General features: G+C 68.9%; 10 protein-coding genes. 3 read left to right on the top strand and 7 right to left on the bottom strand.

Annotated elements, in window-relative coordinates:
- The 3 genes from QN357_RS14225 to QN357_RS14235 form a co-directional block, all read right to left on the bottom strand.
- On the bottom strand, positions 1-1,135 hold a 1,135-nt coding region (locus QN357_RS14225; protein ID WP_323505078.1), incomplete at its 3' end, for an HNH endonuclease family protein.
- 80 nt (positions 1,136-1,215) lie between these two features.
- Entirely contained in the window at positions 1,216-1,893 is a 678-nt protein-coding gene (locus QN357_RS14230; protein WP_323505080.1) for a nucleoside/nucleotide kinase family protein, read from the bottom strand.
- Positions 1,890-2,291, bottom strand: a complete 402-nt coding sequence (locus QN357_RS14235) for a winged helix-turn-helix transcriptional regulator (protein WP_241975404.1) — start codon at positions 2,289-2,291, stop codon at positions 1,890-1,892. Before QN357_RS14235 ends, QN357_RS14230 begins: the two co-directional genes overlap by 4 nt.
- A gap of 170 nt (positions 2,292-2,461) precedes the next feature.
- Between QN357_RS14235 and QN357_RS14240 the strand changes: the two genes are divergently transcribed.
- On the top strand, positions 2,462-2,824 hold the full coding sequence (locus tag QN357_RS14240; RefSeq protein ID WP_322135348.1) for a DoxX family protein: 363 nt from the start codon (positions 2,462-2,464) through the stop codon (positions 2,822-2,824).
- A 1-nt stretch (position 2,825) separates the two neighbouring features.
- Here the strand turns inward: QN357_RS14240 and QN357_RS14245 are convergent, their stop codons facing one another.
- From QN357_RS14245 to QN357_RS14260, 4 genes are all read right to left on the bottom strand, one after another.
- Complete coding sequence (locus QN357_RS14245; protein WP_134445945.1) at positions 2,826-3,803, bottom strand: NAD(P)H-quinone oxidoreductase; 978 nt, start codon at positions 3,801-3,803, stop codon at positions 2,826-2,828.
- Positions 3,804-3,852: 49 nt separating this feature from the next.
- Complete coding sequence (locus tag QN357_RS14250; RefSeq protein WP_174774835.1) at positions 3,853-4,266, bottom strand: DUF6176 family protein; 414 nt, start codon at positions 4,264-4,266, stop codon at positions 3,853-3,855.
- 216 nt (positions 4,267-4,482) lie between these two features.
- Positions 4,483-5,373 (bottom strand): DUF4190 domain-containing protein, encoded by an 891-nt coding sequence (locus QN357_RS14255; protein ID WP_323505082.1) that lies wholly within the window; start codon positions 5,371-5,373, stop codon positions 4,483-4,485.
- Between the two features lie 86 nt (positions 5,374-5,459).
- Entirely contained in the window at positions 5,460-6,353 is an 894-nt protein-coding gene (locus tag QN357_RS14260) for a neutral zinc metallopeptidase (RefSeq protein ID WP_323505083.1), read from the bottom strand.
- Positions 6,354-6,615: 262 nt separating this feature from the next.
- Here QN357_RS14260 and QN357_RS14265 point away from each other — a divergent pair, with 262 nt between their 5' ends.
- Both QN357_RS14265 and QN357_RS14270 read left to right on the top strand, forming a co-directional pair.
- Complete coding sequence (locus QN357_RS14265) at positions 6,616-11,487, top strand: NAD-glutamate dehydrogenase (RefSeq protein ID WP_323505084.1); 4,872 nt, start codon at positions 6,616-6,618, stop codon at positions 11,485-11,487.
- 13 nt (positions 11,488-11,500) lie between these two features.
- The coding region (locus QN357_RS14270; RefSeq protein ID WP_323505085.1) for an alpha/beta hydrolase at positions 11,501-12,151 on the top strand (651 nt) is incomplete at its 3' end.

Raw genomic sequence — 12,151 nt, forward strand, 5'->3', positions numbered from 1 at the left:
GCGCCGCGGTGGCCGGGGCGACGACGACGGGCGCGGGTGCCGGTGCCGGCGTGAATCCGGACGTGAGGGCGGGCTCGCTGGGGCAGGTGTCGAGGACGCGCGTCATCGCATCCCGTTCGGCCTGCGTCACCCAGAGGCCGTAGGTCGCCTTGACCGAGATCTGCCGGGCGACGTAGTGGCATCGGTATGCCTTGTTCGCGGGGAGCCAGGTCGCGGTGTCGCCGTCGCTCTTCTGCTCATTGGAACGCCCGTCGACCGCGAGCAGGTTGAGCGGATCGTTCGCGAGCGAGACGCGCTGCGCCTGGCTGAGCTGCTGCGCGCCGGTCTGCCAGGCGTTTGCGAGCGGCACCACGTGGTCGATCTGCACGAGGGCGGATGTCGCCGCTCCTCGCACGAAGGAAATCGTCGCGTTCGTGTACGGGGAGACGATCGTGCCGGACATCACCGTGCACGTTCCCGACTTGACGACGCTCGTGAGGTCGCGGCCGAGAACGTCATTGCGGGTGTCGCAGCCGTTGCGGTCGACGTCGAGCCAGGCGGTGCCGAAGTCGCCGACCCGGTCGTAGCCGGTCTTGGGCGCCTTGCCCTTGACGGCGAGCGTCGCGAGCAGGGTGACGGCGAGGGCGTTGGTCGCCGAGGTGTCGGTGATCGCGACCGTTGCGGCATCGGAGGCTGCGGTGACGCTCGCGGGGTCTGCGGGCGATTCCTCGGTGAACGCCGCCGCAGTGGGCGTGGCCGTGGCCGTGGCCTTCACGATCGAACTCGAGCTCGTCGGGGTCGCGCTCGCACTCGAACTCGCCGCCGATGTGTCGGCGAGCCGCCCTGCGGGGTGTGTCGCAGCTTGGACGCCGCCGCCCACCAGTGTGAGCACGAGGCTTGCCGCGAGCGCAATCGCCGCCACCTTGCGGGAGGGAAGCGCAGCCCAGGAGCCACGACCGGAGACGACAGAATAGAGGGCCGTCACGAGCCCGATCAGCCCGGCCATAACGAGGAGGGAGCCGAACCCTCCGATCGAAGCCAGCAGCAGGACAAATACGACGATTCCGCCGCCGATCCAGCTCAGCGGCTTCAGCGAACCGACGAACCGCCTGATCTTGGCTTCGAGGGTGGTGGGCTTCTGTGGTGCGGGCGTCATGGCGGCCTTCCGGGTCACCTGAGCCTAGGCGTAACCGGAGGCTCGCCCCCACACCCACTCCGGGGCGTTCCGAATGCGGGTCAGTCGGCGAGCCGCAGGATCAGGTCCGCCCGCTCGCGAGTGCGGTCGATGAGGTCTGCATTGGCCTGGTCGCTCCCGCGGGCGAACGCCGCGGCATCCGCTGCGTCGCGCCCGAAGCTCACGTGCCGGCCGATCAGCCGCGGCAGCCGAACGGCGTCGGGCGTGTCGACGAACCAGACCGCGTCGAGTTCGCCGCGCAGCTCGCGCCAGACGGGGGCATCGGCGAGCAGGTAGTTGCCCTCGGTGATGACCACCGGCACACCGCGGGGTACGGCGATGGATGCCGCGATCGGCTCCTCGAGGCCGCGGCGGAACGAAGGGGCGTAGACGACGTCCTCGTCGCGGGCGCGGAGCCGGCGGAGCAGCGACAGGTACGAGCCGGGATCGAAGGTGTCGATCGCGCCGCGGCGCTCGGCGAGCGGCGTGCCGCGAATCAGGTCGGTCGCGAGGTGGAAGCCGTCCATCGGCACGATCACGGCGGTCCCGGCTCCGAGCCGCTCGACGAGCGCCGCCGCGAGCGTTGACTTGCCCGAGCCCGGCGCGCCGCAGAGCCCCAGCAGGATGCGCGGCACAGCGTCGGCCGACCCGGCGAGCACCCGGCGCACGCGCGCCGCGAGTTCATCGACCGTGGTCTCGATCACGGTCGGCGCGCCCGCGCCCGCTCCCGTCCCGATCACCGGGTCACCCGCGCGTCGAACTCGGCCCGCCGGGCGAGGATCTCGGCGGAACTGTCGTGCGCCCACGCCGCGAACGCGATCGCCGGCGGGAGCAGCGTGTGTCCGAGCGGCGTGAGTTCGTATTCGACCCGCGGCGGGATCTCCGGGAAGCTCTCCCGGCTCACGAGCCCGTCGCGCTCGAGCTTCTTGAGGGTGAGCGTCAGCATCCGCTGGGAGATGCCGGGCACCCGGTTCTTGAGCTCGGAGTACCGGATTGCCCCGCCTTCGAGCATCCCCACGACGAGGAGGGTCCACTTGTCGCCGAGGTGTTCGAGCAAGTCGCGCACGACCCGTCCGTCGTCGCCCTCGCCGGAACAGATGTCGTCCATCCGGGCGGCGTGTACGTCCGTTGTCGTCATGCGGAACTCCATTTCTTACCTCCGTGTGCCCAAGGCACAGAGCAGTGCGTGGGGCCGGTGCGGTATAAAAGTAACCACTCGTGATGTTAGGCACCAATCGTAACAATCACGGGCGCGTCACACCTGCCAGACTCCCAGACAAACACCGGAAACTCAACGAAACGGATGCCATGACTCTCGCCCTCTGGATCACAGCGGTCCTCCTCACCGTCGTCTACCTCATGGCCGGGGGTATCAAGGTCGTCCGCAGCAAGGCCCAACTGCAGCCGATGATGCCGTGGGTCGAGGACTTCACCGAGCCCCAGGTCACCGTGATCGGGGCGCTCGGCCTGCTCGGCGCCCTCGGCGTGATCCTGCCGCTCGCCACCGGAATCGCGCCCGTCTTCACTCCGATCGCCGCGATCGGGCTCGTGCTCCTGCAGATCGGCGCCATCACGGTTCACGTGCGTCGCGGCGAGCTCTCCTCGCTCGGCGTCAACGTCGTCCTGCTCGTGCTCGCCGCCGCCGTCGCGATCCTGGGTTTCCTCGCCTGAGTCAGGGCACGAGCACGATCTTGCCCACGTGGGCGGATGCCTCCATCCGGCGGTGCGCGGACGCCGCCTCGCTGAACGGGTACCGGCTGTCGATCACGGGACGGAAGGCCCCGGATTCGAGCCAGGGCCAGGCATCCGTGCGGAGGGCTGCGATGATCGCGGCCTTCTCGGCGAACGGACGGGCGCGCAGGGTCGTGCCCCAGTAGCGGCCGCGCTTCTGCATGAGGTACATCGGGTTGAAGACGGCGTCCTGGCCGCTCTGGTTGGCGATCACCATGATGCGCCCGTCGAGCGCGAGCGCGGCGATATTGCGCGCCGCGTACGAGCCGCCCATGATGTCGAGGATCACGTCGGCGCCGTGCCCCTCGGTGGCACGGTCGATCTCGGCGGGGAAGTCCTGGCTGCGGTAGTCGATCAGGATGTCTGCGCCGAGGTCGCGGCAGACCGCGAGCTTCTCGGGGGAGCCTGCCGTGACCGCGACGCGCGCGCCGGCCAGCCGGGCCAGCTGGATCGCGGTCGTGCCGATTCCGCTCGCCCCGCCGTGGACGAGCAGGGTCTCGCCGCTCTGCAGCCCGGCCGCGAGGAAGACGTTGGACCAGACCGTCGCGAGCGCCTCGGGCAGCGCTGCCGCGTCGACGAGGTCGATCGCTTCGGGCACGGGCAGGGCGAGTTCCTCGTGCACGACGGCCTCGGCCGCGTAGCCGCCGCCCGCGAGCAGTGCGCAGACCCGGTCACCGACGGCGAAGAGCGTTGTCGCGCTGCCGACCTCCGTCACGATCCCCGACACCTCGAGGCCCGGCCAGGCCGGGGCCCCGGCGGGCGATGGGTAGTAGCCCTGCCGCTGGGAGACATCCGCCCGGTTGACGCCGGCGGCGGCGACCTGAATGCGGATGTCCCTGGGTCCGACCTCCAGGTCGGCCACGGTTGACAGGGTGAGGGCGTCGGGCCCTCCGGGTACGGGTACCAGAATTGCGCGCATGCCCTCATCCTACGAGCGGCCGCTGGGACGCCGCCGGGGCGCCGGAGTCCTACTCGGTGTCGGAGGTGCGGGCCTCGCCACGCCCCTCGCCGCGGCCGGCGCCCTGCCTGGCCCAGGTCTCCTCGTTGTAGTCGAGGACCAGTCGCGCGGGCGGCGGACCCTCCAGCATCTCGGGCGTGAGGCCGTGGAACTCGATCATCTTGTCCCGGAACCACACGTCGTGGGAATCCTGGGAGGTGGCGAAGTCGCGGAACATCCTGGCGAGGTCGTCGGCCTCGTGATAGAGCGCGACGAAGTCGCCCTGCGGGGTCGACATGAGCGAGGCGACCTCGCGATGCAGGCCCATCCGACGCCGGGACCGCTCGTGCTCCTCGCGGCGCGCGCCGGCCATCTCCGCGGCGAAGGACTGCCAGGCCTCGGTCTTGCCGGGCAGGATGGGGGCAAACCACGTGATGTATTCCATGACATCTTCTCCTTTGAAGTAATGACATGCGGCAGGAGCCGAGCGGGCCGAAGCCGCGAGTGGATCATTCCACCGGAGAGCGTAGTCCCCTCATCGCGGGCCGCAACCGTGGTTCCGGGCGGCCCGACAAGCGCCCTCAACGCCTCAGTCACGGAGAAAGCACCCTCGTCGCGTGGGCGAGGGTGCTTTCTCCGCAACGGAACAGTGAGGGTGGGCCTACTGCGCTGCCGAGTAGAACTTCTGGTCGCTGAACGACTGCGAGATGACCCAGGTGCCGGTCGCGGCATCCGCTGTCGGGATGGCGATCACGACGTTGCCGGTCGCCGTTCCGGCGGGGTAGAGCTCGTTGATGTCGGACAGCGGCGCGGGGCCGACGACCGAGCTGTCGAGTTCACTGTGCGTGGTGCCGGCGGCGGACACGAAGGACACGTCGAGGTCCATCCAGGGGGTGCCGGTCGTGGTGCCCTGATAGGTGACCGTGATCGGCAGCATGGCGTACTGCATGCCGGCGGGTGCGGCGTCGTTGAACTGGTTCTCAGCGGCGATGATCGCGTCGGCGTTCAGGGTCGGGGCGCCGAGGGTGATCTCATACTCCGGCTCGCCGTCCGCGGTCGTTGCGATCGTCGTGCCGATCGGGGCCGGGTTGGTGCGGGTTCCGACCTCGCCCTCGTTCGAGGGAACCTCGGTGGGGTCGGTCAGGCTGTCACCCGAGTCCGAGCTGTCGCCGGACGTGTCGCTCGAGGAAGTGCCCGACTTCAGGCCCTGGGCGTCATTGACGGCGGCGACGAAGCCGATCGTGTACACGATCGCGAGCACGATCGACAGCAGAAGGGCGACACCGGATGCCGCGATTCCGCCCTTCGCAAGACCCTTCGGCTTGCCCTTTCTGGTCACGGCGATGATTCCGAAGACGAGCCCGGCAATGGCGGCGAACCCGGACACGTAATTGACGATCGGAATGAACGCGCCCACGAAGGCGACGGCGCCGACGATGAGGGATACCAGTCCGAAGGGGTTGCTCGTGGGGGCGAGCGGCGCGGGTGCAACGGGCGGCACGGGCGGTGCGGGCGGGAGGTTGCATCCGCCGAATTCTGGGGGTGAACTCACTGTTTGCTGAGAATCGGACATACGTCCAGCCTTGCAGCGTCCCGCTATTTTCAACGACTCCTGTCTACCCCCATTAAGGGGTGTCGTCAGTACGTGTCGTTGAGCCAGCCGTCGCAGGACCCTTCGCTACCGCCGTCGTACCCCTCCAGGAAGGCCTCGTTGCGCTGCTCGGGGGTGCCGTGGTGCTGGGGGTTGTCGAAGGCGTAGTCGCCCAGGTCGAGAGTCGTCTGGCCGGCCTCCTTGATGTCGCCCTGGTCGAGGATCCCCTCGTCCTCCGCCGACTTCGCCCAGACCCCGGCCCAGCAGTCGGCGTGCAGCTCGATCTTGTAGACCGGGTAGATCGAACCGGCGGTGCTGAAGATGCCGATTTCGTTCTGGAGCTCGTGCGCGTACTCGTGCGCGACGACGTAAGCGACCGAGAAGTCGCCGGTCTTATGGGTCCTCGTGCCGTCGGTGTTCGCGTAGAGGGTTCCGTCCCAGATCTTCTGGGCGAGGCTCTGCGACACCGTGATCTTGTCGTCGTACAGGCAGTAGTACGCGCTCATGTCATCGGAGAAGCCCGGCGCGCACATCGACGGCACGACCTCGCCCGCCGCGGGGAAGGCATAGGTCACGAAGGGTGCCGGGCGGCCGTCGTCCTTCCACACGCCGGTCCAGTAGGCATCCACGTCGCCGAGCACTGACACGAGGAAGTCCTTCATCGTGCCGCTCGACCCCACGATATTGGCCGTCGGCACGCCCCCGATCCCCGGCGTGCCCGAGGTGCTCGTCGGCGTGATGCCGGACGGTGAGGGGCCGACGGCGACCTGCAGCACCCCGCTCGGGTGCGCGCCCTGTGCGGAGTTCCTGGGGACGGATGCCGCGGCGTGCCCGCCGCCCGGATCCGCGGCGGCCGCGGTCACCGCGGTCACCGCGCCGCCTCCCGCGAAGGCGAGGACTGACATCAGGGCGATGGCACGCAGAGCAGACGTGAGTTTCATGGTGGTGGACTCCCTTGTGGAGTGCGTGTGTGGTGTTGTCAGGAGCGACCGGAGCGACATCATCCGATTCGCGGCGTGGAGCCCGAGTGTCAACTCTCGCGAGTATAGGCAGACTCATAGCAGCCCGATAGGTCAGCTCGCAGTTCGTGACTCATCGACAGGGGGCGATGTGCGAGCTTCGGCGAACGAAACTACGATGGGGGTCCAAGCGGTCCTCGTTCAAGAGCGAGCGGGATCAGAAGCGAATGGGTGCCTTTTGTCAATGTCGTCAAAATCGTCGTCCGAACTGTCCAGTGCGTTGTCGAACACCGAAGCGTCGACGACCGAGGCCTTCGTCGCCGACTACTACGAGCACCTCGGTGACGATGCCAGGGAATACGACCCGGCCACGCTGCGCGCACGGGCGGAGAGCCACTGGCAGGTCGCCCTCACCCGGCCGCCGAAGACGGCGAACATCGAGATCCGGACCGAAACCGACCGCAGCATCCTCTACGTCGTCACCGACGACATGCCGTTCCTCGTCGACTCGGTCAACGCCGAACTGGTCCGCCAGCACGCGGCCATCCACCTCGTCGTGCACCCCCTGCTCGTCGTCACCCGCAACCGGGAGACCCACGAGCTCGTCAGGGTCACCCGCATGCCGGTCAACGCGGGCGTCTCGAGCGGCGACACCTCCGCGATGCCCGACATCTCCCACCTGCTCGGCAACGAGGAGGACTCGCCGCATCTCGAGTCGTGGATCGCGATCGAGATCGACCGCGCGAGCGTCGAGGCCCGCGAGCGCCTGGCCGAGGGGATCGCGCGGGTGCTTCACGACGTGCGGGCCGCCGTGGACGACTGGCCCGCGATGCGCTCGAAGTCCGTGCAGATCGCCGATGCACTCGGGAAGCTGCCGCACGCCGAGGGCATCCCCGACCTGGCGCAAGCCAGGGACCTGCTGCACTGGCTCGACCAGGACAACTTCACCTTCCTCGGCTACCGCGAATACGACCTCGAGACGGTCGACGGCGAGGACGTCCTCTCTATCCGCGACGACAGCGGTCTCGGCCTGTTGCGCGCCGTGAAAGACGGGCACGAGATCCAGCACCTGACGGATGCCGGGCGCACCATGGCCCGCGAACGGCGCGCCCTCGTGATCACCAAGGCCAACTCCCGCTCGAGCGTGCACCGTCCCGCGTACTTCGACTACATCGGCATCAAGAGCTTCGACGCCAACGGCAACGTCAACGGGGAGCAGCGCTTCATCGGCCTCTTCGCCGTGAGCGCGTACACGAGCTCCGTGCGTGACGTGCCGATCCTGCGCGAGAAGATCGATGCCGTCATGGCCGAGGTCGGCTTCCCGCCGGGCTCGCACAGCGACAAGGACCTGCTCGGCATCCTCGAGACCTACCCGCGCGATGAGCTCTTCCAGATCGACGTGCCCACCCTCGTCGCAACGGCCGTCGCCATCCAGCGACTGCAGGAACGCCGGCGGACCCGGCTCTTCCTGCGCCCGGACCTGTTCGGCCGCTTCATGTCCGCCCTCGTCTACTTCCCCCGCGACCGGTACACGACGGCGGTGCGCCTCCGGATCGAGAAGGAACTGACCGAGACCTTCTCCGCGGAATCCCTCGACTTCGAGGCCCGCATGACGGAGTCCACCCTCGCCCGCCTGTTCTACCGGATCCGCCTGCCGAAGACGGCCGCTGTCGGAACGGCCGACGACGTCGCCGCGCTCGCCGCGGCACTCGAACCCCGCCTGGCCATGGCCGTGCGGTCCTGGGCGGAGGGGATCACCGAGCAGCTGCACGACACGAGGCTCGCGCACCTCTGGGCAGAGGCGTTCCCGCCGAGCTACCAGGTCGACTATGAAGTCGAGGACGCCCTCGTCGACATCAGCAGGTTCGAGGCATACGCCGCGGGCCTGAAGAGTGCGGTCGCGCGGGATGCCGCGGCATCCGTGACGGGTTCGCCTCGCCCGGGCGTGCACGTCTACCTCTCCCCGAACGCCGCTGACCGGCCCGCCGAAGACGCCCGGGTGAAGCTCTACATGATGGAGTCGCAGAGCCTCAGCCAGATCCTGCCGTACTTCCAGAACCTCGGTATCGAGGTTCTCGACGAGGTGCCCTTCGAGATCAAGACCTCCGACGGGCGTGAATTCTTCCTCTACGACCTCGGCCTGCGCTACCCGGCGGGCGTCGACCCGGTCGGCACCGGCGACCTGCTCGCCGACTCCTTCGGCGCAGCGGTCAGCGGGGCCATCGAGTCGGACGGACTCGACCGCCTGGTCCTCCGCGAAGGCATGCCCTGGCGCCGCGTGGTCATCCTCCGCAGCTACGCCAAGTACCTGCGCCAGATGGGCAACACCAACTCCTACGACTTCGTCGGCGACACCCTGCTCGCCAACCCCGCGGTCTCTGGCGGGCTCGTGGACCTCTTCGAGGCCCGGTTCGACCCCGCGCGGGACGAGACCGAACGCATCCGTCGCACCGAGGAGGTGCGCGCGCAGCTCGCCACGGCCATCGAACAGGTCGCCACCCTCGACGCCGACCGGGTGCTGCGGGTGCTGCTGAACCTCATCGAGGCGACGCTGCGCACGAACTATTTCCAGAACAAGCCCTACCTGAGCATCAAGCTCGACCCGAGCCGCATCGAGGCACTGCCGTTCCCGAAGCCGATGTTCGAGATCTGGGTGTACTCGCCGCGCGTCGAGGGCGTGCACCTGCGCTTCGGCATGGTCGCCCGCGGCGGGCTGCGCTGGTCGGACCGGCGCGAAGACTTCCGCACCGAGGTGCTCGGCCTCGTCAAGGCGCAGACGGTCAAGAACGCCGTGATCGTGCCGACCGGCGCCAAGGGCGGGTTCTTCGCGAAGAAGCTGCCCGATCCCGGTGTCAACCGGGCCGCCTGGCTGGCCGAAGGCATCGACGCATACAAGACCTTCATCCGCGGCATGCTCGACCTGACCGACAACCTCGTGCTGACGGATGCCGGTGAGCAGGTCGTTCCCCCGGCGAACGTCGTGCGTCACGACGACAACGACTCCTACCTCGTGGTCGCCGCGGACAAGGGCACCGCCACGTTCTCCGACATCGCCAACGGCCTCTCCGCCGACTACGGCTTCTGGCTCGGCGACGCCTTCGCCTCCGGCGGCTCGATCGGCTACGACCACAAGGCCATGGGCATCACGGCCCGCGGCGCCTGGGAATCGGTCAAGCGCCACTTCGGTGAACTCGACCTCGACACCCAGACCGAGGAATTCACCGTCGTCGGGATCGGCGACATGTCCGGAGACGTCTTCGGCAACGGGATGCTGCTCTCCGAGCACATCAAGCTCGTGGCGGCCTTCGACCACCGGCACGTGTTCCTCGACCCGAACCCCGACCCGGCCGTGTCGTTCGCCGAGCGGCGCCGGCTCTTCGAACTGCCCCGGTCCTCCTGGGCGGACTACGACACGAGCCTGATCAGCGCAGGCGGCGGGGTGTTCCCGCGGCAGGCCAAGGTGGTCCCGATCTCGGCGGAGGTGCGCGCCGTCCTCGGACTGCCCGAGAACGTCACGCACCTGAGCCCGCCGGAACTGCTCCGCGCCATCCTCACGGCACCGGCCGACCTGCTCTACAACGGCGGCATCGGCACCTACGTCAAGGCGAGCACCGAAACCGCTGCGCAGGTCGGCGACAAGGCGAACGACGCCATCCGCGTCGACGGCCGCGACCTGCGCGTCAAGGTCGTCGGTGAGGGCGGCAACCTCGGCCTCACCCAGCGCGGCCGCATCGAGGCCGCCCTGGCCGGGGTGCTGCTCAACACCGACGCGATCGACAACTCCGCCGGCGTGGACTGCTCCGACCACGAGGTCAACATCAAGATCTTCGTCGACCGGATGGTCGCGGCCGGCCGGCTCAGCGCGGAAGAGCGCCCCGGGTTCCTCGCCGCGATGACGGACGAGGTCGGCCGGCTGGTCCTGGAGGACAACGTCGACCAGAACATCCTGCTGCTGAACGACCGGGTCAAGGTCGCGAGCTGGAGCCCGAGTTACGAACGCCTGATGGACTCACTCGAGGCATCCGGCGACCTGAAGCGTGAGCTCGAGGCGCTGCCGACCACCACGGAGCTGCACGAACGGATCGACCACGGCCAGGGGCTCACCTCGCCAGAGCTCTCGGTGCTCGCCGCCTACGCCAAGATCGAGCTCACGACCGCGCTCCGGGACAGCGACCTCGCGGACGACCCGTGGTTCCGCGGCACCCTGCGCCGGTACTTCCCGCGCCAGCTCGCCGAACGCTTCGACGCCGAGCTCGACACGCATCCACTGCGCCGGGAGATCATCGCGACCGTCGTCGCGAACGACATGATCAACCTCGGGGGAGTGACTTTCGCCTTCCGTGCCATGGAGGAGACCAGCGCGACCCCCGCGGCGATCGCCCGGGCGTTCGTCGCGCTCCGGGAGATCTTCGAGCTCGAGACCATGGTCGCCGAGCTGAGCGCCCTGCCGAAGTCGTTCCCGACGGAGCACTGGACGGCGATCCACCTCGACATCCGCCGGCTGCTCGACCGGGCCGTGCGCTGGCAGGTCAACCACGGCGGCTCGCAACCGGTCGCCGAGGTCGTGGCGCAGTACAAGCCGCAGATCGCGCTCGTCCGCGCGCACCTGGGCGACTACGTGCGCGGCGCCGACCAGGCCCGGCTCGGGTCGCTGCTGGTCAAGGCGGAGGAGTGGGGCCTGCCGTCCGGCCTCGGCCACCGCTGGACCCAGCTCTTCGAGGCCTTCGCCCTGCTCGACGTTGTGAAGATCGCGGCGCAGTCCGGCGAACAGCTCGGGGACGTCGCGTCCGTGTACTACACGGTCTACGACCGGTTCGGCGTGGACAACCTGCTCGAGCGCATCACCGCGTTGCCGCGCACGGACCGCTGGCAGGCCCTCGCCCGCGCGGCGCTGCGCGACGACCTCTACTCGACGGTCGCCGACATCACCACGGCCGTGCTCGAGGCGACGGATTCGGGAAGCGCGGAACACCGTCTCCTCGCCTGGGAGGCACTCAACGCCGAGAAGCTCGCCCGCTCACGCAGCGTATTCGACGAGGTCAACGCCCTCGGACAGGACGACATGGCCTCGCTCTCGGTCGCAATGCGGCTGCTGCGCTCCATCGTGCGGCGGTAGGCAGGCCGGGCGGATGCTGCGGACGACGCGCCTGGCGGAGGGGCCAGTCGAGTACCGGCTCGATATTCGCGCGGACCCGGTCATCGTGGTCTTCCATGGCGGACACCTCCGGGCCGGGATCGCGGTCGGCGAGGACGTCTTCGCCTCCGCCGGCTACTCCGTGCTCGCACCCTCCCGACCCGGCTACGGTCGCACTCCGCTGTCCACAGGGACGACCGTGACCGGATTCGCGGATGTCGTGGGTGACCTGTGCGCGCACCTGGGCATCACCCGGGTCGCGGCGGTCGTCGGCATTTCCGGCGGGGGGCCGACCGCCGCAACGTTCGCCGCGCGACACGCCGGCCTCGTCGACCGGCTGGTCCTGATCAGTGCAGTCGGCTGGCTTCCGTACCCGGACCCGGTCACTCGCCTGGGAGCCCGGATCGGATTCAACGGCGTGACCGGGAGGGTCACCTGGGGCCTGGTTCACGCGCTCGCCCGGTTCGCTCCCTCCGTGTGCCTGCGCATGATGATGGGAGCGCTGTCCACCCGTCCGGTGGGCGAGGTCCTGGCCGGCTTGGATCCGGACGCTCGCGCCGGACTCCTCACACTTTTCCGGCGGATGCGCTCCGGACGCGGGTTTGTCAACGACCTGCGCCCCACCCCCGATGTCACCGCTCTGGTC

The sequence above is a fragment of the Cryobacterium sp. RTC2.1 genome (genome assembly GCF_035018685.1).
GTDB classification, from domain to species: domain Bacteria; phylum Actinomycetota; class Actinomycetes; order Actinomycetales; family Microbacteriaceae; genus Cryobacterium; species Cryobacterium glucosi.

What these genes read in the sequence shown, in the direction of transcription:
- QN357_RS14235 (WP_241975404.1), bottom strand. Translation starts at nt 2,291, where the DNA reads ATGACGACAACGGACGTACACGCCGCCCGGATGGACGACATCTGTTCC.
- QN357_RS14240 (WP_322135348.1), top strand. Translation starts at nt 2,462, where the DNA reads ATGACTCTCGCCCTCTGGATCACAGCGGTCCTCCTCACCGTCGTCTAC.
- QN357_RS14245 (WP_134445945.1), bottom strand. Translation starts at nt 3,803, where the DNA reads ATGCGCGCAATTCTGGTACCCGTACCCGGAGGGCCCGACGCCCTCACC.
- QN357_RS14250 (WP_174774835.1), bottom strand. Translation starts at nt 4,266, where the DNA reads ATGGAATACATCACGTGGTTTGCCCCCATCCTGCCCGGCAAGACCGAG.
- QN357_RS14260 (WP_323505083.1), bottom strand. Translation starts at nt 6,353, where the DNA reads ATGAAACTCACGTCTGCTCTGCGTGCCATCGCCCTGATGTCAGTCCTC.
- QN357_RS14265 (WP_323505084.1), top strand. Translation starts at nt 6,616, where the DNA reads ATGTCGTCAAAATCGTCGTCCGAACTGTCCAGTGCGTTGTCGAACACC.